Consider the following 21,542-nt stretch of genomic DNA (forward strand, 5'->3'; position numbering starts at 1 on the left):
CATTCCATCCTGATGAAGTGATACCTTAGATGATTAATCGCCCAAAGAGGCAGATATATGAAAAGCTTTCCATTTTCTCTTGATAAAAGTAAGCAAAATAAATTTGTCAGCTTGGCTACATCTGCAATTGCAGCCTTAGCCTTAGCAGCTGGTGTTAATGCTGTTAATGCCACTCCCATAAAAACACTGACAGCCAAAGAATTAACTTCTGTCTCAATCCCCTCTACCCAAACCCAACAATCAGTTACTCAGTCTGTAACTGGCCAAATCCCCTATCAAGCCATGGGGATTGAACCTTTAATCATTATTCCTGTGATCATTATTGGTGGTTGTTTCTTCTTTGGTGGACTGGTAGTTATCGGTGAACGGGAAGTTGGTATTGTTGTCAAAAAATTCACCCTTTCCGGTAAAGGACTACCTCCTGGTAGATTAATCGCTTTGAATGGTGAAGCGGGTTTACAAGCGGACACCCTCGCCCCTGGTTGGCACTGGGGTTATTGGCCTTGGCAATATGCAGTTAAGAAAGAATCAGTAATTGTTGTCCCCCAAGGTCAAATCGCTCTGATTGTCGCCGCAGATGGCGCTTCTAACCCTCCAGAACGGATTTTGGGCAAAATTGTCGAATGTGATAATTTCCAAGATGCGCGCAAATTCTTGACCAAAGGTGGGGAGAAAGGACGACAGATTGCTTTTATCACCGCAGGTAGTTACCGCATCAATACAGCGCTGTTTAAAGTGATTACAGCCGGAAATGCCAGTCTAGAGGGTATGCGTCCAGAACAGTTGCAAATCTATGAAATAGCCGCAGAAAAAGTTGGGATTGTGACTACTTTGGATGGTTCACCAATTGCTGCCGGTGAAATTGCTGGGCGTGCTATTACTGGACATAATAATTTTCAGAATGGTCAAAAGTTTATTGACGCTGGGGGACAACGGGGTTTACAAGAACAGGTATTATTGTCGGGTTCGTGGAATCTGAATCCTTGGTTGGTCAATATTGAACAAGTACCGATGACTGAAATCCCTATCGGTTATGTAGGTGTGGTGATTTCTTTTGTCGGTGAAGAACAGGAAGATGTGAGCGGGGCATCTTTCACTCACGGAAATTTGGTCAATCAAGGACATAAGGGTGTTTGGGTTGAGCCTTTATATCCTGGGAAGCACCCGCTCAACACTAAAGTGATGAAAGTTGAGTTAGTGCCGACAACGAATATTGTCTTAAACTTTACTGATAGAATTAGTGGTCAGCATGGGTATGATACAAATCTAAAGGCACTGAAACTTCTGTCATTTGATGGTTTTAGCTTTGATTTGGAGATATTCCAAATTATCCACATTGGTGCGTCAGATGCTCCGAAAGTGATTTCCCGCTTGGGTTCGATGCAAAATGTCATTGATCAGGTTTTGCGTCCCATTGTGGGGAATTATTTCCGCAACTCGGCTCAAGAATATACTATCCTGGATTTCTTGATTGCCAGAAGCGAGCGCCAAGTAGAAGCTTCTGAATACGTTAAATCTGCCTTACGTGCTTATGATGTGCAAGCAGTGGATTCGTTGATTGGTTTGATTACCCCACCGAATGAATTAATGCACACGCTGACAGACCGGAAAATTGCTGAGGAACAACGCAAAACTTACGAAGTTCAGCAAATGGCACAAACCCAACGGCAAATGTTGGTCAGGGAAACAGCGATCGCAGATATTCAGCAAGATTTGGTAAAATCGGAACAAGGTGTGACAATTGCCGAGTTACAAGCTAACGCCCAAATTCAGCAAGCAACAGGTGAAGCTGAAGCTATTAAACTCAAAGCCATAGCTGGAGCAGAAGGTATCCGAGCCACAGGTAACGCCAAAGCAGAAACCTACCGGACAGGTGTACAAGCAGTGGGTTTACAAGGTTACACAGCTATGCAGTTGATGGAAATTGTCGGTGATCATCATGTCCGCATTATTCCCGATATCATTGTTGGTGGTAATAATGGTAGTAATAATGGTTTAGCAGATGGTTTGTTGTCTATGATTCTTTGGAATCAAACTAATAGCAAAACCCATCCAGAATCGAAAATCCCTACACCTCCACCTCTTCCTAATCCCATAGTTCCTAAACCTGAATCAACTAATCAAAATAGTTAAGCTTTGGCGACTAGAAGTCGCGGCTACACAAACAAAGTCCGCCGGCGCGGACTAAATAAAAATCAAAGGTTTGAAACCCACGCAGGTGGGTTTTGCCTGTGTAGACGCGGTTTCTCACCGCCGATTTAATTTCTTGGATTTCCATGATTTGACCTTTTATCCGAACTTAAATATTATTCTTTATCGTCAAAATTAACATCTTGATAAATGTCAACTAAACTAATTTCAAAATCAAGATATTGCAATTTAACAATATCATTTTTAGATTTATATTCTCGAAAAATCCATTCTCCCTCATTAGTTTTGCTATAGTGCATGACCTGATATTGATTTTGTTCCACTAAAACATATTCTTTAAATTGCGGAATAGAACGATAAAAAGTAAATTTATCACCTTGGTCGTAATTTTTTTTAGACTTAGATAAAACCTCAATAATTAATAAAGGATTAGTAATAGTAGTATTATTTTTGCCTGTATAACTAGCCTGACCATCAGTTACAATCACATCAGGATAAGTATATTCTTTAAATTGTGGAATCCATAAACGCATATCTCCCATAAAAACTTCATATTTTTTGCGTCTCATGGCATATAGTAAAATCGCCGCAATAGCTAGTGTAATTTTATTATGATTACCAGTTCCCCCAGTCATAGGAATAATTTCTCCATCCCGATATTCGCTTTTATAAAGTGCTTTTTCTTCTAATTCTAAATATTCTTCAGGGGTGTAAATATGTGTGCGGGTTTGTACTTCCATATTGTTTTCCTTAATTCGGTTAATTTCTCATATTAGCAAATCAAGAATACCATCTCCATAATCGTGTGGGAATATATGCTTATGCACTGTTAAACGCTTTATGAACTTCTCCTAATAAGAATGTATGCTAGAATAAGGCTCAGTTTAGTTAAATTCTACCTTAAAAGAAATTGATATTACCACTGGAGGTTGATCAAAAATGCTAAACCAATCTATTACCGAAATGACTTTACAGGATTTAGAATCCTTAATTAATAGACTTGTTGATGAAAAAATTAATCAAATCAATCTTCCTAAACATCACAAAATAGAAAAGTCTGAACTTGTTAAAAAAATACATATCTTGCAAGAAAACCTAAAGCAAAAATATGGAGAGTTTTCTGATTTGACAGAATTATTGCGAGAAGATAGAGACAGATGATCACAGATAAAATTGTCATTGATAGCAGCGTAGCCATTAAATGGTTTATTGCTCAAGATTATTCATTAGAAGCAAATAAAATTCTTGATGCTTATCAAGCACAACAAATTACCTTGATTGCACCAGACTTAATTTATGCAGAAATTGGTAATATTGTTTGGAAAATACAGCGATTTCAAGGTTTAACTAATCAGGAAGCTGAGATGATAGTTGATTTATTTCAGCAAATACAGTTAAAAATATTTCCTGCTGATGAATTATTAAAAGATGCCTATCAGTTTGCAGTCAATTATCAAAGAACTGTCTATGATAGCCTTTACGTAGTTTTAAGCATCAGAGAAAACTGTAAATTTATTACTGCTGATGAGAAATTGTACAATGCCATTTATCGGCATATTCCAAATATTCAACTTATTAAAGATTGGATTTGAGTTAATTGCAGAGAATGAAGGACAAAGCCAAAAACTTCATCCTTCATACTTTCAATTATGCTTCATCCAAAGCTGCAATACCAGGTAAAATCTTACCTTCCAACAACTCCAAACTCGCACCACCACCAGTAGAAATGTGGCTCATTTGATCAGCTAAACCGACCTTTTCCACAGCCGCTACAGAGTCACCACCACCGATAATGGTAGTTGCGCCGGTTTTGCCAATTTCTGCTAAAGTATGAGCGATCGCTTCTGTACCCGCAGCAAATTTATCAAACTCAAACACACCCATTGGACCATTCCAAATCACAGTCTGACAATCAGCCAAAGCCGCTTGGAAAACCTTGATAGAATCAGGACCAATATCTAAACCCATACCATCGGCAGGGATATTTTCAATGCTGACAGTAGTAGCATTAGCATCAGGCGCAAACTTATCAGCAGAAACAATATCTGTAGGTAGCAACAAAGCCACACCACGTTCTTTGGCTTTAGCTTCCAACTCTCTTGCCAATTCTAGCTTATCTTCTTCCACCAAAGACTTACCAACATTCAAACCACGGGCTTTATAGAAGGTGAAAATCATCCCACCGCCAATGATCAACTTATCGCACTTTTCCAACAAAGTTTCAATCACACCGATTTTGCTAGAAACCTTAGAACCGCCAATAATAGCCGCCAAAGGACGCTTAGGTTCTTCAATTGCACTTTGTAAATATTGCAATTCCTTCTCAACCAAATAACCAGCCACAGAAGGGCTTAAAAACTTAGTTACACCCTCAGTAGAAGCGTGAGCGCGGTGTGCAGTTCCAAAAGCATCATTTACATAAAAATCAGCGTTTGCTGCCAATTTTTGAGCAAATTCTGGGTCATTCTTTTCTTCTTCCTTGTAAAAGCGGACATTTTCTAACAATAGCACTTGGCCATTGTCCAAAGCCGCAACTTTAGCAGCAACATCATCACCAATACAGTCATCAGTTTTGATAACTTCCTGTCCTAACAACTCAGCCAGACGTTTAGCAACCGGGGTTAAACGCAATTTTTCATCTACACCCTTGGGACGACCGAAATGGCTTGTTAAAATGACCTTAGCACCCTTTTGGGTCAAATCTTGGATAGTTGGCAGCGCTGCCCGAATCCGGGTATCATCGGTAATGTTTCCTTGATCATCCACAGGCACATTAAAATCAACTCGTACTAAAGCGCGTTTTCCAGATATATCAGCCGCAGATAAACTTGCTAAACTTTTTTTAGACACAGTACAACTCTCCTGATTACTTTTTTGTTATTGTCTTCAAAATATGACCATCAAGATTTTACCGGAGTGAGGGGCGCAGAGGTGAGATATGTTTAAAACAGTTCTATTTCCCATTGATCAAAGTCGAGAAGCCAGAGAGGCCGCTGATATAGTTGCCAATATTGTGCAAACTTATGGCAGTCGCTTAATTTTGCTTTCAGTCGTTGAAGAACCCGATCCAGAAGCACCTGCTACCAGTCCTATGGTATCTCCAGAAGCAGTTGCCAAACTCCTAGAAAATGCCCAAACCTTATTTTCTGGACAAGGAATTATAACCGAATTACTAGAAAGACAAGGTAAACCAGCCTTTACTATCTGTGATGTTGCTGATGAAGTTGAGGCCAGTTTAATTATTATGGGTTGTCGAGGACTAGGTTTAACGGAAGAAGGCGCAACTGATAGCGTCACCATGCGGGTAATTAACCTTTCTCCCTGTCCGGTCTTGATTGTTCCTTAATTAACTACCGGGTGCGTTAATCTGGATTAACCCAGTGTAGCGCACCACCTAAAGTTCTGGATTATGCAGGATTATTAAAATCATTCAGCACTAACACACGCAATTCTGTAATTCGCTTGAAAGTGAGATCATTAGTCAGAAAAGCTTCACATTCTGCGTTTACAGCCACAGCAATTTGCAAAGCATCAGGTAATTCTAAATTATATCTAGCGCGTATTTGAGCAGCATTTATAGCTATATTTGGATTATTAATTGGCACAAAAGTAGTGTTATTTCCATAAACAATTGTCTCAATAAATTCTTGTGCTAATTGAGTCTGTTTTAAACGATAGGGATACACTAAGCATTCTGCTAAAGTAACTGGTGAAGTGACGGCTATTAGCGAACCGTCCCGAATCTGATTAAAAACCTCCCTGACAATTGCTAAGTATTGTAGATTGCGCTCAACAAAATAAATAACTGGTGCAGTATCCAAAAATATGCGCGTTACACCCTGTAAACTTTCCTCAATATTCACGCTAGTTTCCTTGTGTTCATTTCCTCAAGTTCTAAATCTGGAAACTCACCACGTCTCATGCGTGTAACATATTCTTGAGCATCCATACCACCTAATAAATTCGGTGCAATTCCTTCAAGTTCAGTGAGATTACGACGTGGCTTAGGTGATATTTCACAAAGGCTGAGTCTTTGGACGAGGTGTGATATTAAACTTAATTGTTCATCTGGTGTAAGTGTATCCGCTAGTGTCATTAACTCAATCAATCGTTTAGACATTTAATTCTATCCTCTGGACAATTTCTGGTAGAACCTACGCAAGTTACATATTGGCAGGGTGCATTAGCTAAGTATAATCTGTATTTATCTATTTGATAGCATAGCGCAAAAGTTTGAAATGACTAATAGCTAATTTAGGGGATATTTATGATACACTAGGTTGAAAAGTTCCGTAAACCCTCAACAATCCCCAAATTAAGGCATTTAATCCATGCTTTCCCAGATTTTCCAACAAAGATTGACAGATTTACTAGATCATATTACTCAAGATCAAAAATTACTGAAAGAATTTGAGGAAGAATTAACTGTTGAAGACAACCCTCGAACATTAAAAAAATATAAAAAAGAAATTAAACGACAACAGGAATCTATTGATAATTATAGACAAGAATATACAGAATTAGAACAACAGTTAACTGGTATACCTACACCGCAAATCCAGGTAGTAGGAAATCAACTGCAAATAATAGAAAACCAATTACAGCAGATAGACGCAAAATTAAATATTGTTCTTATTAACCAAGATTCACTTTTACTTCGTTATCAAGTTTCTGAACAAGCAATTTTGAGAGTTTTTATTGAACAGCTAAATCAAACTCAATTAGCTTTTACAGAAAATATGTTAAATGCGGTAGCAGCTAATCAAGTATCTGAGTCAGAAATGCTGGAAATGTTGGCGGTTCTAGAATCACGCATACCTTCTCTACCTTCTAGCAGTCAAGCAGAAATTGCCGAAATTATCAAATCTCCTGAATTAGATACTAGACATAAAATTACAGTCACTTTACCAATTGTTCCTTTTTTGATTAATTATGAAGGTGAATTAGAATTGGGAACTGGTTTTAATATCAAGTCTGCTTGGGAGTTCGTGATCAAAAAATTAGGGAGAAAGTAAATTGTGGATTTGCGTCAGCACCTTGAAGAACAATTAAAAAAAGATTTTCAACTTCTTAAAGACTATGAAGATCTGAAGGCGTTTGAAAATGATCCAGGACTTCGTAATAAGTGGGAGAATAAAATTGAGTCAATCAAACAAGACATCGAAAAACGTCTAAAAGAATTAGATAAATTACCTAAAACTTCTCCAAATTCATCTTTAAATCAATCTTTTAGCCAAGATTTGGGTTTTGGTGTAAAATTGGAGATGGTTTATATTCCTGGTGGGACATTTTACATGGGCGCACCAAAAACAGAAGAAGAGAGTTTAGATAGAGAACGTCCCCAACACTATGTAACGGTGAAGCCCTTCTACATGGGAAAATACACTATTACTCAAGAACAATGGGAAAAAGTAGTTTATTCCTGTCCTCCAGTTGCTAGAGAATTAAATTCTCGTCCTGCTTACTTCCCAGGTGATAAACTACCTGTAGAACGAGTATCTTGGAATGATGCCGTTGAGTTTTGTGCTAGACTCTCTCACAAGACAGGACAAAAATACCGTTTACCCAGTGAAGCTGAATGGGAATATGCCTGTCGTGCCGGTTCTGCAAAACCTTTTGCTTTTGGTGATACAATCACCACAAATGTGGTAAACTATAATGGTAACTACACCTATGGTAATGCCCCCAAGGGAGAATATCGAGGAAGAACAACTCCTGTAGGAACTTTTCAGCCCAACGCCTTTGGTTTATATGATATGCACGGCAACGTCTGGGAATGGTGCGCTGATACTTGGCATAATAACTATAAGGGTGCGCCTAATGATGGAAGTGCATGGATAAGCGAAACTAATCAAAACGCTAGGCTGCTGCGCGGTGGTTCGTGGCTCTACTATCCTGCGATTTGCCGTTCTGCTTATCGCAGCAGCAACAATCTCGACTACTACGGCAACAATATTGGTTTTCGGGTTGTATGTAGTGGTGCGGCGAGGACTTAGTAGCCCTTTACACTCTTGCTCTTTTGCCCTCTGCTCTTTTCCTCTTTACCCTTGCCAAGCGTAACGGAGTGGAGCGATCTTTTTTTATTTTGTGACCTTTGAGAAATTCGATCTATTTAATTTAATAGAAACTTTCACAGCCTTGGTTTCATTCACGATAACACACAAATCTGAAACTGTCAACTCGTTCCCAGCCGGAGTCTGGAAGGGTTACACTTGACGGTTTACTAGGGTGGCGCTGGCTTGGTCAACTGGCATAAGTATGACTTCGTTAATATTAACATGACTGGCTCTAGTGGCACAGAAAAAGATCACATCAGCTACATCATCAGGAGTTAGGGGTTTAACTCCCTCCTCCTTCTTTTTAGCCCGTTCTGTGTCACCATGAAAACGCACTTGACTAAATTCTGTTTCTACCATACCAGGGTCAACAGATGTCACTCGCACAGGAGTTCCTAAAAGGTCTTGTTTTAAGCCTTCAGAAATGGCTTTAACGGCGGCTTTTGTTCCACAATAGACATTACCACCAGGATAGGTTTGATGTCCCGCAATAGAACCGATATTAATAACATGACCATGATTCCGTTCTACCATTCCTGGTACAACATAACGGGTAAGGTAAAGTAAACCCTTGATATTAGTATCTATCATTTCTTCCCAGTCTTGAAAGTCGCCTTCATGTAATTTACTCAAACCGCGACTTAAACCAGCATTGTTAATGAGAAGATCAATATTTTTCCAAGATGAGGGTAAGTTAGCAATAGCCGATTCTACCGCCAAGCGCTCGCACACATCAAGTTGTAATAAATGGATTTTGTCCGCTGCGATATCTAAAGAATCAGCTAATTGCTGTAACCGTTCCCAACGTCGTGCAGCTAAAATCAGTTTTGCACCAGCATGAGCAAACATCTTGGCACAAGCAGCACCAATACCGCTACTTGCACCAGTAATAAAAACAATTTGATTTTGCATGAATTTGTCAGTTGTCAGTTGTTCGTTGTCAGTAGGGGCGAAGCATTTGGAAGATAAATTATCGGTCATTGCCAAAAATACTTCTCCAAATGCTTCGCCCGTACAGTTGTCAGTTGTTTTTCTTTGCCACTGACCAATCACCAATCACCAATCACCAATAACTACTTCTTAACAACCTGTAACCGTTGAGTAATAATAGTCATATCTTCACCTCTGCGAATTACTGCGGAAACCCATTGAGGTCCGGGAGTAGAAGGTGCGCGTCCTATTTTGAACAGTCCACCAGAATTGAGAAACTCTAAATTTGCAATTGTGGGGTTGAGAAGTTTATTACCTTGAATGGGTTCTTCTATGGCTGTTCCCAGCAGAAAATCCTCACCTAATGGTTCTTTGACAATGGCATCAAAACTATATTTTTCACCAACTTTTACCTGTTGTGGTAATTTAATTTCTACTTGGGGTGGTTTACTTCCAGAGGTTAGTTGAGTCCGTTCTGATAAAATATCTTGATGAACGATTTTTGAGCCTGTGACTTTTTGACGCGATTTAATAGTAGAATTGAGAGTTAAATTATTATTACCAGATGCAGATAAACCGCTAATAGTGGTGACAGTATCCGCAATAATTGTATTGCCTTCCGATTTCCAGGATTCTAGCTTGGTCGTGTAACGCAATTTAGGATATCGTTTCCAAAGTCCTGTTAAAGCCTGTTCCATTGCTTTGCGGTTTAAGCCGTCACCATGAGTAAATGTAGGGCTATAAAATTTCATTACACCATTGACATTACCTTGATTAGCAGCATTATCAATTTGTGTTAATAGATTCGTGAGTGTAGCGGGTGCATTTCCGGTTTGACCTGCTTGAGCCAATTGCCAAGTGCTGGATAAACCAATTGCCAGTAAACTGGAAATTAGGGAAATACTCACAGTTAATGTTTTATTACGTTTCATTAATAAAGGGATAATTTTAGTCATAAGGAAGATTTTACTGATTTGATGAGACAAGATCAGGAATTTGTTTTATCTTAATGAAATTAGGCGATAAATGGTATAGTCGGGAATGGTAAATCCATCAATTAGATTACTTATAGCAGCTAGTGGGACAGGTGGACACTTGTTTCCGGCGATCGCATTGGCTGAAAAACTGCCAGAATACAATATTGAATGGCTGGGTGTGCCAAATCGGCTAGAAACTCAGTTAGTTCCCCAGACATATCCTTTAAATACGGTCGCTGTTGAAGGTTTTCAGCAAGGTTTGAGTCTTGGTTCTATCCGCACCTTGTGGAAATTGATCAGCTCGATTCTCAAAGTCAGACGTATTCTTAAACAAGGAAAGTTCCAAGGAGTTTTCACCACAGGGGGTTATATTGCTGGACCTGCGGTAATTGCAGCGCGTTCTTTGGGTTTACCTGTGGTTTTTCATGAATCCAATGCTTTACCGGGAAAAGTTACCCGCTTTTTTGGTCCTTGGTGTAATGTGGTAGCGATAGGATTTGATGTAACTACTCAATATTTACCTCGGACAAAAACTATCTGTGTGGGTACTCCTGTTCGTTCTCAATTCTTAGATGAAACTGTTAATAACACTTTAGATTTACCTATTCCTAATGGTGTGCCTCTAATTGTGGTGTTTGGTGGTAGTCAGGGGGCTGTAGCCGTAAATAAATTAGTCCGACAGTCCGCGGACGCTTTGTTTCAAGCTGGGGCTTATATAGTGCATTTGACGGGTGATAATGATCCCGATATTAACAGTCTTCAACATCCTCAATATATAGCCTTGGCTTTTTATAATAATATGGCGGCTTTGTTGCGAAGAGCTAATTTAGCTATTAGTCGTTCTGGTGCGGGTAGCTTGACAGAATTGGCAGTTTGTGGTACTCCAGCAATTTTGATTCCCTATCCCTTTGCAGCGGAAGATCATCAGTCTTATAATGCAGAGGTGTTTACTAAAGCTGGTGCGGCTTTATCCTTTAAACAGTCGGATTTGACTCCAGGAATATTTACGACTCAGGTTTTGAATTTGTTGCAATCTCCGACAGAATTAGGGAGAATGGCAGAGAAAGCTGCATCGATCGCTGTTCCTGATAGTGCAGATAAATTGGCAACTTTGGTGAGAGAAGTGATCGAAAATTAATTCCCATTAACTCCAAATAAGTAGGTGAACACAATAAAACCAAACTGTGTAAAGAAATGTAAAATTGCTGAAAACTTCTTTACTCTTGCCTCTTGCCTCTTGCCTCTTGCCTTGCTATGACGACAATTTTCAACGCCAACCTACTTAGTCATTCCTAAATTGTGAGCATTTGGCGATATAGCGCGGTAGGATAGATAATATCTCTCAGACTTGCAACAATAATTTACAAGTATTACAAAAATAAGTAACACTCTAAAAGATTTGTCAGCCGCTATTACGGTGGGTTAATGGCTATATTTACATTGAACAAGGAAAATTGTGAACTTTTGTAGCGATAGTTTGACTTTTTGCCATTAAAGACAGATACAAAAGGCGTTTTTTAACAGTAAGAAGTAGCCTATTGTAAGACACTGACACCTGTTGTCATCAGTTTCTGATATTCGCAATGTGACTAATTTGCTGAAATGGAAAATAATCACAACAGTTTGACGAAGCTAAATAAGGAGAATCGGGGTTTGGGAATGGAAAGGTGGAAACAAGACTTCAAAAATGACCTGATTGCTGGTTTGCTGGTGGTAATTCCCCTCGCAACCACCATCTGGTTAACAATTACCATAGCCACATGGGTAATTAACTTTCTCACCCAAGTTCCTAAACAACTCAATCCCTTTGATGGCTTAAATCCGATTTTAGTAAATATACTTAATTTACTAGTAGGATTAGCCGTGCCATTATTAAGTATTTTGGCTATTGGCTTAATGGCTAGAAACATTGCTGGGCGATGGTTATTGGATTTCGGTGAGCGGCTATTGCAAGCCATTCCTTTAGCTGGACAGGTATATAAAACCCTCAAGCAACTATTAGAAACTCTGTTAAAAGATTCTAATGGTAAATTCCGCCGGGTAGTCTTAGTAGAATACCCTCGTCCGGGCATTTGGGCGATCGCCTTTGTTACTGGAGCAATGAGCAATGAAATCCAAAGTCAAATATCTCGTCCTGTAATTAGCCTGTTTATTCCCACTACACCCAATCCGACCACAGGATGGTATGCGATAGTACCAGAAGAGGATGTACTTAATCTCTCTATATCTGTTGAAGATGCTTTTAAAATCGTTGTGTCTGGTGGTATAGTGTCCCCCAATATCCAGCCTTCTCACCTCCCTGCACTGTCATCTTTGGAAATAAAACAGCAGGAAATTCCAGAAATAGAAACTAAACTCGATACCAACCTAGTAAAGTGAGCAAAAAATAGATAAGCTAATTGTTCATCTGCGCTAGAACTCACATATTTTTCATCATCCCAACTGTATGCAGCATCGTAAACCCCAACAAATAGCCCGCGAATTGGCACTATTAGCCTTGAGCCAATTACCAATCAACCCTAAAAAACTAGAAAGCCTATCAGACGAGCAATTAGTTTCTAAGCTAGTTTTAGGAGCAGTCCGGACTCTCACAGTAGAAGTACAGGACACATTGAACAATGCCGCAGGAGAACTGCAACGGAGTAATGATCGTCTCTTAACCAGCGAAACGAGAGCTGCGGATTTGAATACAGCTAGAACCATGCTGAAAGAGGCAATTTCCTATACCCAAATAGCTATCAATCAATTAGGTACATCTGTTGATTTTCCAGAATTAATTCAGTCGGCCAATCAAAATAAAGAAGTTCGTAATTACGCTAAAGCGATTATTATTACTGTCAGCGAGAACCATCAAGCTATCGAAGAATCTATTTCTAATGCTTTAGTAGATTGGCAAGTTACCCGTCTAGCTCAAATTGATAGAGATATCCTCCAAATAGCCACCGCAGAAATAAAATTCATGCAAGTTCCCGACAGCATTGCTATTAACGAAGCTGTAGAATTAGCTAAACGCTACAGTGGAGAAGATGGCCACCGTTTTATTAATGGTGTTCTCCGTCGAGTTAGTGAACAAAAACAAACTGTTTAAATTGGTCATTGGTCATTGGTCATTGGTCATTGGTAAGACTTTTATTCCTTCTTTCTTTCTTTCTTTCTTAACTCCTGACTCGGTGACTCGGTGACTCGGTGACTCGGTGACTCGGTGACTCGGTGACTCCTGACTCGGTGACTCCTGACTCCTATCCTAATTAAATTTTTATCTAAAATAAACTACAATGGCTTTTAATTGGTTTCGTCGTCCAAATAATGAATCTGCTGATACTCCTGAAAACCAATCTCAGGAAGAAACACCCGCAGTAGAAGCAACTGAACCAGAAACAACCGCACCAGAGACAGCGGATTTGTTGGCTTTTGCTAAAGCTGCTTATAAAAATATTCAAGAAAAACAACAACTAGAAACAGAATTATCTGTAGCGGTTGAAGAAGATACTATCAGTGAAGAAATAGTAGAAACTCAAGTAGGGGAAATAACTGCACCGATAGAAATAGATGCAACCATCGCAGAAATTACTGAAGATGTTGTTAATGAACTACAACCAGAACCAGAATTAGCTAATTTATCTTTTTTAGAACGGGCTGCGGCCGAAAGACAAGCTAAACAAGAGAAATTAATTGCTAGTGCCATAGAAACCGAAACTCCCGAAATACAGATAAGTCCGACAGCACCAGAAATAGAGATTCCAGAACTGGTATTTGATGATGGGTTTAAGTGGTCAGCAAAGGTTTTAGCCGCCCAAGGGAGAAAAGCTGAAGATATTTCCCTGGAAGAAATTACTTGGTTGAAAAAACTCCGTCAAGGTTTAGATAAAACTCGGCGGAATATTCTTAACCAACTAAAATCAATTGTTGGTCAAGGGCCTCTTAATCAAGAGGCTGTCAATGAAATTGAATCATTACTTCTCCAGGCAGATGTGGGGGTAGAGGCAACTGATTATATTATTAGTGCGTTACAAAAGAAATTACTCGCAGAAGTTACTCCCCCAGAACAAGCGATCGCTTATCTCAAAGAAATTCTCCGAGATATCCTAGATGCACCCTTGCAAAATCAAGACAAACCTAGTTTTGCACCGGCAAAAGACACCCTGACCATTTGGTTAATTACCGGAGTTAACGGGGCGGGAAAAACTACCACCATCGGTAAAATTTCTCACCTAGCACATAAATCCGGTTACAAGTGCTTAATTGGTGCGGCGGATACCTTTCGGGCTGCGGCTGTGGAACAGGTCAAAGTTTGGGGAGAGAGAAGCGGTGTTGAAGTTATCGCCAATCCTGGGAAAAACACAGATCCGGCAGCCGTGGTGTTTGATGCGATCGCTGCTGCTCAATCTAGAGAAACCGAACTACTATTAATAGATACCGCTGGGAGACTGCAAAATAAGAAAAATCTCATGGACGAACTCAGCAAAATCCGCAAAATCATTGATAAAAAAGCCCCCAATGCCCGTGTAGAATCGCTGTTAGTTCTTGATTCTACTTTAGGACAAAATGGATTGCGACAAGCTGAAGTATTTTCCCAAGCAGCCCAACTCAGCGGCGTTGTTTTAACCAAATTAGACGGAACAGCCAAAGGAGGTGTCGCCCTCGCTGTTGTTCAGCAATTAGGCTTACCCATTCGTTTTATTGGGGCTGGTGAAGGAATTGAAGATTTGCGTCCATTCTCTAGTCATGAATTTGTAGAAGCATTATTAAGCGATTAATATCGTCGCCGAAAAATAATTGTCCTCAGACTAGTAGTCTGTCAATCCAAAAATGACGGGTAAAGGCAAGTAGGGGAGTGGGGAGAGTAGGGGAGGGAAAAACAGAAGTTTTTTCCTATCATTATCCGTCAAAATAAATTTGACGAACTACTAGAAGTCTGGGGCTAGACAAACAAATTCCAAATTCTGCGCGGAACCTATAAAACCCGCCTTTATATCTCAAGCTATAATCAAAAGTGAAATTATCTTTAGAGAATGAGAAATGACGCTAAATAACTTATTAGAAATTCAAGGAATTATTCACCGCGATTCCGAAATTATGGGTGGAGTTCCTGTTTTTGTGGGAACTCGTGTTCCTTTACAAACATTTTTTGACTATCTCGAAGGGGAGAATGGATTAGCTGAGTTTATTAGTGATTTTCCCTATCTGGAGACTCAAACTATGAAAGTCTTGGAAAATACAGCTAAATTGATCATCGCTCAAGAACGCTGTGCTTGATGATTATATTACTAGATGAAAATCTTTTGAGTAAAAAACTCAAACAACCTTTTTTAAGGAAAGGCGACATAGTTTACAATGTTAATGATATGGGATGGCGTGGGTTGAAAGATCGAGAAATTCTTGATTTAGCTGAAAAATATCCTTTTGATGCCTTTATTACAGCCGATAAAAATCTTCCCTATCAACAAAATTTAACTAATATAATTTTGAGAATTATTGTTTTAGATTCTCGCAGCACTCGTCCTGATCATTTACTACCTTTAATGGAAAAAATTAGTGAAATTATCTCATCTTTATCAGTAGGATCTTCTGTATTGCTCAATGATATGGGTGAGATTGAATCTATTGGTTAATAGTTTATATTAAGATGAATCTGCACAAAATAAGCCTTAAAGAATAATTGAACGCAGATAAACGCAGATAAACGCAGATAAACGCAGGATATTAATGTCCTTTGATCAGCTAAATCCCCAGCAATGTAAAACTTATATTTAATCCCACGCTTTAATTCAAATGCTAGTATAAAAGTATACTGGATTTAGAGCATTAAGCAAAAATAAGCGAAATTTTTCCATAAAAGAAATCTATCTAAGGAAACATTTCGAGAATTTATGGTATATAGGTTAAATGTTTGTAGTCCATAATTGAACAAGTTTTGATTAAAAGCATGATGACAACTATGTTTTAACCAAAATTCCACCAACGCAAAAACCATGAATTAAAAGAATGCAGAATTTAGAATTTAGAATTACGTTTTGCAACGGGGATTTTACCCCGACGCAAAACCCGCTGCTTGTAGAAGCAGGGGACTTTAACCCCCAAAGGTAAGTTAACTCACTGAAAATCTATCTGGTTTTTTAGTTTGATGATTCTTAATATATATTCTCTCAGGAATAGAGGTAATTTTGCTAATCGCAAACTTTTATTTCTCAAGATATATGAAGGGTTGATTCAGTTGTGAAAGAATTAGGGGCTGTTAATTAATCATAAAAATTACCGATTCCCAAAGATTTATTTTTGACAAATTAGAAAATTTATCATCATGGAAAATTAACCATCAAAAATGTCCTCAGCATTAACCAAGACTTAAAAAATTACCTTCAACATTTCTTCTACTCTTGCTAAAATCACGAATTTCGTTGAATATGATCTCACAATTTATCAAGAAAGAGTATTTATAAAGAATCACACATTTGCTATTCTCAACTGCAATATTAACCTGTGTCACAATTTCCCCCCCATCCTACTGATAGTAATAGCAGCACCACCACAGATGTCACTCCTGTGGTGGCACTCAAAGAACTTGTGTCCAGGCTGCATCGAGAACAAAATAAAATTCAAGACTTGCTGAGTTCCTTAGGATTTGCCCTCAGAAGCTTTAATAATTTAAATCAGTTTTTGGAACTGATTCCCCTCATGGCTACCAGAGTGACAGATGCGGAAGGTAGCGCACTTTTTCTTTATAAACCCAATGGACAAATTAGATTAGAACAACTACATTGGCAAGATACTCAGCAACGAAAAAATATTAGAAAAGCCCTAGAAACTGCCAGTAGTCAAATTACTCTTTTAACTAATTCTGGTCCTGCTGCCATTTCCACAGGCATTCTAGATGACCAAATGCACGCCGTTTTAGGTCCAGATGTCCAAATCTTTGGGACAGCTATTTTAGTTAAGCATACAGAACGGGGTTGGCTGTATGTTTTGAGTCGTGATCCAGAATATAGTTGGACAGAAACTAGACAAAAATTAGTGCGGTTAGTGGCAGACCAAACCGCAGTTGCGATTGACAATGATGAATTATCTGTAGAATTAAGAAAAAAAGCACGTTTAGATCAAGAATTAGAAATTGGTGCAGAAATTCAACGCCGACTTTTACCGCGTCAATGTCCAAATATTCCTGGTTTGTCTCTAGCAGCCCGTTGTAAACCGGCTAATCATGTTGGTGGTGACTACTATGATTTTATTCCCACTAATCAAAACCAGTTAAAGCCCAAACCACAAGCATCTCCAGAAAATGCCAGTTGGGGTTTGGTAATTGGGGATGTGATGGGTAAAGGTGTTCCCGCAGGTTTGATTATGACGATGTTGCGGGGAATGCTACGAGGTGAAGTATTGCATGGTAATTCCCCAGCGGGAATTTTGCAAAATTTGAATCGGGTTATGTATGCGGATTTGGAAAATTCCCACCGCTTTGTGACGATGTTTTATTCAGAATATGACCCGCAAACGCGAATTTTATCTTATAGTAATGCCGCCCATAATCCGCCTTTATGGTGGCACGCAGCGACAAAAACTGTGAGCCGTTTGGATACGTTCGGGATGTTAATTGGTTTAGATGCCAATAGCGAATATCAAGATGCTCAGGTTCAGTTAGAATCTGGGGACACAGTTATTTATTATACTGATGGTTTGACTGATGCAGCGGCGGCTGGTGGCGATCGCTTTGATGAAGATAATTTTGTTACATCTTTCAGAACGGCTTGTAAGTATTGCAATAGTCCCCAGGAAATTGTGGAATATCTATTTGATCAAGTTCAGCAATTTATCGGTGCTGATAGGCAAAATACCGATGATATGACGTTGGTGGTTTTGCAGATTGTGTGATTAGTTATGGTAAAAATTCTATGTCCAGAATTTGATTCACAGTGTCAGGTAAATCCGCTGGGAGAGCGATCGCTACCAATACTTATGCAAAGACTACATAACACAAGATCCCCGACTTCTTTAAGAAGTCGGGGATCTGACTTTTACAATGTCCACAAATCAAATATAAATTCTATTCTTCAGGGATTGAATTTACTCCTGCTTTTACCATTTTTCCGCCCAATAGATAATTTCTGAAGATGCAACATCAATTGCGACTCCATGACTATTACCATGATTCCATTTTGCACCAGGTTGGCTTTTATCTTCGGCTTTTAATACTAATATTTCATAACTGCTAGGAAAGGTTTCTGTTTCTGAATCGCTAGTATAAAAGAATGTTGTCGGTACGCCGTTGGGTTGGTTACTATGAGTATTTGTATTCCCACCCTGGTATTGATGCTGAGAGATTTTTTTGTACTGTGTCAGCAGGTTTTTAATCTTTGCTTGTGGTTCTTTGATCCGCAGTTGTAAAGAATTACTTCCGGGAGTTAATCCCGAAGCATAAGCCATTTGTAAAACTTGAGAATCACTAGGAATTTGTCCGGGAAAATGTTGAATTTGTTGAATATCAGCCCATTGGTGGTTACGGATTTCTTGATATTGTGATGTATCAGTAATTAACTGTAATTGTTTGGTTTTACTAGCAGCTTTACTCATCCAGAAACTGCCAATAACTAGACCAAAACTACCCAGGGACAGTAAAATTATTGGAGCGAGTTTAACTAAAATAGATCGCTTCATTCCGTTGGTTGCATCTAGCTTGTAGATTAATATCCCAACCTTTAAAACAGTAGTCCTGATAGTTTTGAATCTAGCTTGAGTTAGATTGACAGAAAAATTTTGATTTGGTTAAATTGATGACAAATTCACAAAGAACCAAGAATCATTCCCGCTAACATTAAAAAACCAATCCAGACATTTTGGCGAAACATTTCTCCATAAGCAGGATGAGGGATTTCAGGCTGTTGTAAGCGGATAATTTGCCAAATCCAGCCCATACTAGCCAAAATTAAACTGATCCAAAATGCTGTGTTTAAATTAACTAATAAACCGACTCCAGCTAAGAGAATAACCGTACCAATCAAGAAAACAGCGATCGCTGTAGGGGCATATTTACCAAAGAATAAAGCGCTAGAATTAATGCCAATGCGTTGATCATCTTGGCGATCGCTCATGGCATAAATGGTATCAAATCCTAATGTCCATAGTACCGTCGCTCCCCAAAGCAACCAAGTCGGTGCTGTAATATTAGCTGTAACAGCACTCCAACTAATTAAAACCGCAAAACCCCAAGCAATCGAAAGCACCAATTGGGGAACAGGAAAGACCCGTTTCGCACCGGGATAAAGGACAATTACCGGAACTGCGGCCACAGACAACCAGAAGCTTAAAGGGTTAAGATAGAAAGCGACAACTGCGGCACAGACGAGGGAGACTATCCCCACCACAATGCCAATTTTAACGGAAAGGGCGCGAGATGCAAGGGGGCGATCGCGTGTTCTCTCAACTTGGGGATCAATATCTCTATCCCATAAATCATTAACTACGCATCCAGCCGCACTGGTGGCAATACTACCAAAAATAATCACTCCCACCAGGGGTAACGGTGGTTTACCCCCAGCGGCTAAAAATACCGCCCACAATGCGGGTATCATCAGAATTAACCTACCTTCTGGTTTATTCCACCTTAACAGCCGGATAATTACAAGCCATAATGGTTCTTGGTTGGTTTTTGGTGTCTCCAACATATTTGCTTATTTAACATATCTTTACATTTATAGAATATCCTGATTTGCTATTTGTCCTCCAGTCCCTATTCATCTATTCACAAAACAAGATGGTAAATTTAATCTCGGCTAACTGGGAAAATAAACCTAGTGAATCAGCTCAAGAAAATCAGATGATTGCAGCCATTGATATTGGTACAAATTCTTTACACATGGTGGTGGTAAAAATTGAAGCAACTTTACCATCTTTTACCATTATTGCCAGAGAAAAGGAAACGGTGAGATTAGGCGATCGCAATTTAATTACTGGCGAATTAAAACCGGAAGTGATGATGAAAGCGATCGCCTGTTTAGGAAGGTTTAAAACTCTTGCTGACAGCTTAGGGACAAATAGTATTGTTGCTGTGGCGACAAGTGCAGTCCGGGAATCTCCCAACGGTCAAGAATTTCTCCACCAAGTCGAAACCGAAGTCGGTTTAAGCGTTGACTTAATTTCCGGACCCGAAGAAGCCCGTCGCATCTACTTAGGTGTATTGTCGGGGATGGAATTTAACAACAAACCACACATCATAATTGACATTGGTGGTGGTTCAACAGAATTGATTTTAGGAGACAGTGAAGAACCTCGCAGCCTCACCAGTACAAAAGTTGGTGCAGTGCGCTTAACTGGGGAATTAATCGCCTCAGATCCCATCAGCGAAACCGAATTTAAATACCTCCAAGCTTACGCTAGAGGAATGCTAGAACGTTCGGTGGAAGAAGTGCAAGGAAAACTCAAAATTGGCGATTCTCCCCAGTTAATCGGCACATCTGGGACAATAGAAACCATCGCTACCATCCATGCGCGGGAAAAATTAGGTCTTGTTCCTTCCACCCTCAATGGGTATCAATTCAGTCTCCAAGACTTGCGAACCTGGGTAAATCGCTTACGCAAAATGACCAATGTAGAACGGGCTACCGTTCCGGGAATGCCAGAAAAAAGGTCAGAAGTGATACTTTCAGGGGCAGTAATTTTACAGGAAGCAATGACCTTGTTAGGAGTACAATCCGTAACAGTCTGTGAACGGTCTCTTAGGGAAGGCGTAATTGTAGACTGGATGCTAACTCATGGCTTCATTGACAACAGACTGCGGTTTCAAAGTTCCATTCGGGAACGCAGTGTATTAAAAACTGCCAAAAAATATCAAACTAACTTAGAACATAGCGAGCGTGTTACCGCTTTTGCACTTAATATATTTGACCAAACCAAAGGACAATTACATTATTGGAATGCAGATCAACGTCAATTACTATGGGCTGCTGCCATTTTACACAATAGTGGTCACTATATCAGCCATTCTGCACACCACAAACATTCATACTACTTAATTAGAAATGGTGAATTACTGGGTTATAACGAAACCGAAATCGAAATTATTGCCAATATAGCCCGTTATCACCGCAAATCTCTACCCAAGAAAAAACATGAAAGCTATCGGAATCTATTGCACAAAGAACATCGGACAATGGTTAATCAACTCAGTGCAATTTTAAGGTTAGCTGTTGCTTTAGACAGAAGACAAATAGGGGCTATTTCTCATGTTCAATGTGAATATGTTCCCAACTTCAAAGAATTTAAGATGTTGATATTTCCATCATTAATTGATGATGAATGTGCCTTAGAAATGTGGAGTTTGGATTACAAAAAAGGAGTTTTTGAAGAAGAATTTGGTTTAAAATTTGTGGCAATATTAATGAATACATCACCTTCTATCTAAACTGGTAGCGGGCATCTTGTCCGCATCACAAACCTT

General features: G+C 39.3%; 24 protein-coding genes. 15 read left to right on the forward strand and 9 right to left on the reverse strand.

Going from position 1 to position 21,542, the window contains the following annotated elements:
• The first annotated feature begins 57 nt into the window (after positions 1 to 57).
• Complete coding sequence (locus tag FJR08_RS08730; protein WP_168632893.1) at positions 58 to 2,133, forward strand: SPFH domain-containing protein; 2,076 nt, start codon at positions 58 to 60, stop codon at positions 2,131 to 2,133.
• Positions 2,134 to 2,143: 10 nt separating this feature from the next.
• On the opposite strand, the gene FJR08_RS23980 is transcribed toward FJR08_RS08730, so the two are convergent.
• Together FJR08_RS23980 and FJR08_RS08735 are read right to left on the reverse strand one after the other, a co-directional pair.
• Positions 2,144 to 2,278, reverse strand: coding sequence for a hypothetical protein (locus FJR08_RS23980; RefSeq protein ID WP_256369715.1), 135 nt, complete (start codon positions 2,276 to 2,278; stop codon positions 2,144 to 2,146).
• 28 nt (positions 2,279 to 2,306) lie between these two features.
• Positions 2,307 to 2,891: a Uma2 family endonuclease gene (locus tag FJR08_RS08735; protein WP_168632894.1), complete on the reverse strand. Its 585-nt coding sequence runs from the start codon at positions 2,889 to 2,891 to the stop codon at positions 2,307 to 2,309.
• 199 nt (positions 2,892 to 3,090) lie between these two features.
• Between FJR08_RS08735 and FJR08_RS08740 the strand changes: the two genes are divergently transcribed.
• Positions 3,091 to 3,312: a hypothetical protein gene (locus FJR08_RS08740; RefSeq protein WP_168632895.1), complete on the forward strand. Its 222-nt coding sequence runs from the start codon at positions 3,091 to 3,093 to the stop codon at positions 3,310 to 3,312.
• Positions 3,309 to 3,743 (forward strand): type II toxin-antitoxin system VapC family toxin, encoded by a 435-nt coding sequence (locus FJR08_RS08745; protein ID WP_168632896.1) that lies wholly within the window; start codon positions 3,309 to 3,311, stop codon positions 3,741 to 3,743. The genes FJR08_RS08740 and FJR08_RS08745 overlap by 4 nt, the downstream gene beginning before the upstream one ends.
• A 55-nt stretch (positions 3,744 to 3,798) precedes the next feature.
• Here the strand turns inward: FJR08_RS08745 and pgk are convergent, their stop codons facing one another.
• Complete coding sequence (pgk, locus tag FJR08_RS08750) at positions 3,799 to 5,001, reverse strand: phosphoglycerate kinase (protein ID WP_168632897.1); 1,203 nt, start codon at positions 4,999 to 5,001, stop codon at positions 3,799 to 3,801.
• Positions 5,002 to 5,089: 88 nt separating this feature from the next.
• Here pgk and FJR08_RS08755 point away from each other — a divergent pair, with 88 nt between their 5' ends.
• Complete coding sequence (locus FJR08_RS08755) at positions 5,090 to 5,497, forward strand: universal stress protein (RefSeq protein ID WP_015080709.1); 408 nt, start codon at positions 5,090 to 5,092, stop codon at positions 5,495 to 5,497.
• 61 nt (positions 5,498 to 5,558) lie between these two features.
• On the opposite strand, the gene FJR08_RS08760 is transcribed toward FJR08_RS08755, so the two are convergent.
• Together FJR08_RS08760 and FJR08_RS08765 are read right to left on the reverse strand one after the other, a co-directional pair.
• The gene (locus FJR08_RS08760) at positions 5,559 to 6,014 is read right to left on the reverse strand and encodes a PIN domain-containing protein (protein ID WP_168632898.1); all 456 of its coding nucleotides are present in this window, start codon (positions 6,012 to 6,014) and stop codon (positions 5,559 to 5,561) included.
• Positions 6,011 to 6,271, reverse strand: coding sequence for a hypothetical protein (locus tag FJR08_RS08765; protein ID WP_168632899.1), 261 nt, complete (start codon positions 6,269 to 6,271; stop codon positions 6,011 to 6,013). Before FJR08_RS08765 ends, FJR08_RS08760 begins: the two co-directional genes overlap by 4 nt.
• A gap of 211 nt (positions 6,272 to 6,482) precedes the next feature.
• On the opposite strand from FJR08_RS08765, the gene FJR08_RS08770 reads away from it, so the two are divergent.
• Positions 6,483 to 7,166, forward strand: coding sequence for a hypothetical protein (locus tag FJR08_RS08770; RefSeq protein ID WP_168632900.1), 684 nt, complete (start codon positions 6,483 to 6,485; stop codon positions 7,164 to 7,166).
• 3 nt (positions 7,167 to 7,169) lie between these two features.
• Entirely contained in the window at positions 7,170 to 8,147 is a 978-nt protein-coding gene (locus FJR08_RS08775) for an SUMF1/EgtB/PvdO family nonheme iron enzyme (protein WP_168632901.1), read from the forward strand.
• Between the two features lie 210 nt (positions 8,148 to 8,357).
• Here FJR08_RS08775 and FJR08_RS08780 read toward each other — a convergent pair whose 3' ends face one another.
• The gene (locus FJR08_RS08780; protein ID WP_148765516.1) at positions 8,358 to 9,119 is read right to left on the reverse strand and encodes an SDR family oxidoreductase; all 762 of its coding nucleotides are present in this window, start codon (positions 9,117 to 9,119) and stop codon (positions 8,358 to 8,360) included.
• On the opposite strand from FJR08_RS08780, the gene FJR08_RS23985 reads away from it, so the two are divergent.
• The gene (locus FJR08_RS23985) at positions 9,118 to 9,252 is read left to right on the forward strand and encodes a hypothetical protein (RefSeq protein WP_256369716.1); all 135 of its coding nucleotides are present in this window, start codon (positions 9,118 to 9,120) and stop codon (positions 9,250 to 9,252) included. The two genes, FJR08_RS08780 and FJR08_RS23985, sit on opposite strands and share 2 nt — an antisense overlap.
• A 28-nt stretch (positions 9,253 to 9,280) precedes the next feature.
• Here FJR08_RS23985 and FJR08_RS08785 read toward each other — a convergent pair whose 3' ends face one another.
• Complete coding sequence (locus FJR08_RS08785) at positions 9,281 to 10,093, reverse strand: nuclear transport factor 2 family protein (RefSeq protein ID WP_148765512.1); 813 nt, start codon at positions 10,091 to 10,093, stop codon at positions 9,281 to 9,283.
• 85 nt (positions 10,094 to 10,178) lie between these two features.
• On the opposite strand from FJR08_RS08785, the gene murG reads away from it, so the two are divergent.
• From murG to FJR08_RS08820, 7 genes are all read left to right on the forward strand, one after another.
• Positions 10,179 to 11,252, forward strand: a complete 1,074-nt coding sequence (murG, locus tag FJR08_RS08790; protein ID WP_168632902.1) for an undecaprenyldiphospho-muramoylpentapeptide beta-N-acetylglucosaminyltransferase — start codon at positions 10,179 to 10,181, stop codon at positions 11,250 to 11,252.
• A 464-nt stretch (positions 11,253 to 11,716) separates the two neighbouring features.
• Positions 11,717 to 12,493, forward strand: coding sequence for a DUF502 domain-containing protein (locus FJR08_RS08795; protein ID WP_168632903.1), 777 nt, complete (start codon positions 11,717 to 11,719; stop codon positions 12,491 to 12,493).
• 67 nt (positions 12,494 to 12,560) lie between these two features.
• Positions 12,561 to 13,202 carry a transcription antitermination factor NusB gene (gene nusB / locus FJR08_RS08800; RefSeq protein WP_015080701.1) on the forward strand — a complete coding sequence of 214 codons (642 nt, stop codon included), beginning with the start codon at positions 12,561 to 12,563 and terminating at the stop codon, positions 13,200 to 13,202.
• Positions 13,203 to 13,389: 187 nt separating this feature from the next.
• Positions 13,390 to 14,871 carry a signal recognition particle-docking protein FtsY gene (gene ftsY, locus FJR08_RS08805; protein WP_168632904.1) on the forward strand — a complete coding sequence of 494 codons (1,482 nt, stop codon included), beginning with the start codon at positions 13,390 to 13,392 and terminating at the stop codon, positions 14,869 to 14,871.
• A 262-nt stretch (positions 14,872 to 15,133) separates the two neighbouring features.
• On the forward strand, positions 15,134 to 15,370 hold the full coding sequence (locus FJR08_RS08810) for a DUF433 domain-containing protein (RefSeq protein WP_015080699.1): 237 nt from the start codon (positions 15,134 to 15,136) through the stop codon (positions 15,368 to 15,370).
• Complete coding sequence (locus FJR08_RS08815) at positions 15,370 to 15,726, forward strand: hypothetical protein (RefSeq protein WP_015080698.1); 357 nt, start codon at positions 15,370 to 15,372, stop codon at positions 15,724 to 15,726. The genes FJR08_RS08810 and FJR08_RS08815 overlap by 1 nt, the downstream gene beginning before the upstream one ends.
• A gap of 868 nt (positions 15,727 to 16,594) precedes the next feature.
• Positions 16,595 to 17,980 carry a PP2C family protein-serine/threonine phosphatase gene (locus tag FJR08_RS08820; RefSeq protein WP_015080697.1) on the forward strand — a complete coding sequence of 462 codons (1,386 nt, stop codon included), beginning with the start codon at positions 16,595 to 16,597 and terminating at the stop codon, positions 17,978 to 17,980.
• Positions 17,981 to 18,184: 204 nt separating this feature from the next.
• On the opposite strand, the gene FJR08_RS08825 is transcribed toward FJR08_RS08820, so the two are convergent.
• Both FJR08_RS08825 and FJR08_RS08830 read right to left on the reverse strand, forming a co-directional pair.
• Positions 18,185 to 18,763 carry a hypothetical protein gene (locus FJR08_RS08825; protein WP_168632905.1) on the reverse strand — a complete coding sequence of 193 codons (579 nt, stop codon included), beginning with the start codon at positions 18,761 to 18,763 and terminating at the stop codon, positions 18,185 to 18,187.
• Positions 18,764 to 18,888: 125 nt separating this feature from the next.
• Entirely contained in the window at positions 18,889 to 19,770 is an 882-nt protein-coding gene (locus FJR08_RS08830; protein WP_168632906.1) for a 4-hydroxybenzoate solanesyltransferase, read from the reverse strand.
• 89 nt (positions 19,771 to 19,859) lie between these two features.
• Here FJR08_RS08830 and FJR08_RS08835 point away from each other — a divergent pair, with 89 nt between their 5' ends.
• On the forward strand, positions 19,860 to 21,506 hold the full coding sequence (locus FJR08_RS08835) for a Ppx/GppA phosphatase family protein (RefSeq protein WP_168632907.1): 1,647 nt from the start codon (positions 19,860 to 19,862) through the stop codon (positions 21,504 to 21,506).
• Positions 21,507 to 21,542 lie beyond the last annotated feature (36 nt).

The organism is Dolichospermum sp. UHCC 0260, from assembly GCF_009711985.1.
Lineage (GTDB): Bacteria > Cyanobacteriota > Cyanobacteriia > Cyanobacteriales > Nostocaceae > Dolichospermum > Dolichospermum lemmermannii.

Bases quoted from the DNA above. Each gene is read 5' to 3' on its own strand.
- FJR08_RS08730 (WP_168632893.1), top strand. From the start codon at position 58: ATGAAAAGCTTTCCATTTTCTCTTGATAAAAGTAAGCAAAATAAATTT.
- FJR08_RS23980 (WP_256369715.1), bottom strand. From the start codon at position 2,278: ATGGAAATCCAAGAAATTAAATCGGCGGTGAGAAACCGCGTCTACACA.
- FJR08_RS08735 (WP_168632894.1), bottom strand. From the start codon at position 2,891: ATGGAAGTACAAACCCGCACACATATTTACACCCCTGAAGAATATTTA.
- FJR08_RS08740 (WP_168632895.1), top strand. From the start codon at position 3,091: ATGCTAAACCAATCTATTACCGAAATGACTTTACAGGATTTAGAATCC.
- FJR08_RS08745 (WP_168632896.1), top strand. From the start codon at position 3,309: ATGATCACAGATAAAATTGTCATTGATAGCAGCGTAGCCATTAAATGG.
- FJR08_RS08755 (WP_015080709.1), top strand. From the start codon at position 5,090: ATGTTTAAAACAGTTCTATTTCCCATTGATCAAAGTCGAGAAGCCAGA.
- FJR08_RS08765 (WP_168632899.1), bottom strand. From the start codon at position 6,271: ATGTCTAAACGATTGATTGAGTTAATGACACTAGCGGATACACTTACA.
- FJR08_RS08770 (WP_168632900.1), top strand. From the start codon at position 6,483: ATGCTTTCCCAGATTTTCCAACAAAGATTGACAGATTTACTAGATCAT.
- FJR08_RS23985 (WP_256369716.1), top strand. From the start codon at position 9,118: ATGAATTTGTCAGTTGTCAGTTGTTCGTTGTCAGTAGGGGCGAAGCAT.
- FJR08_RS08780 (WP_148765516.1), bottom strand. From the start codon at position 9,119: ATGCAAAATCAAATTGTTTTTATTACTGGTGCAAGTAGCGGTATTGGT.
- FJR08_RS08785 (WP_148765512.1), bottom strand. From the start codon at position 10,093: ATGACTAAAATTATCCCTTTATTAATGAAACGTAATAAAACATTAACT.
- murG (WP_168632902.1), top strand. From the start codon at position 10,179: ATGGTAAATCCATCAATTAGATTACTTATAGCAGCTAGTGGGACAGGT.
- FJR08_RS08795 (WP_168632903.1), top strand. From the start codon at position 11,717: ATGGAAAATAATCACAACAGTTTGACGAAGCTAAATAAGGAGAATCGG.
- nusB (WP_015080701.1), top strand. From the start codon at position 12,561: ATGCAGCATCGTAAACCCCAACAAATAGCCCGCGAATTGGCACTATTA.
- ftsY (WP_168632904.1), top strand. From the start codon at position 13,390: ATGGCTTTTAATTGGTTTCGTCGTCCAAATAATGAATCTGCTGATACT.
- FJR08_RS08810 (WP_015080699.1), top strand. From the start codon at position 15,134: ATGACGCTAAATAACTTATTAGAAATTCAAGGAATTATTCACCGCGAT.
- FJR08_RS08815 (WP_015080698.1), top strand. From the start codon at position 15,370: ATGATTATATTACTAGATGAAAATCTTTTGAGTAAAAAACTCAAACAA.
- FJR08_RS08825 (WP_168632905.1), bottom strand. From the start codon at position 18,763: ATGAAGCGATCTATTTTAGTTAAACTCGCTCCAATAATTTTACTGTCC.
- FJR08_RS08830 (WP_168632906.1), bottom strand. From the start codon at position 19,770: ATGTTGGAGACACCAAAAACCAACCAAGAACCATTATGGCTTGTAATT.
- FJR08_RS08835 (WP_168632907.1), top strand. From the start codon at position 19,860: ATGGTAAATTTAATCTCGGCTAACTGGGAAAATAAACCTAGTGAATCA.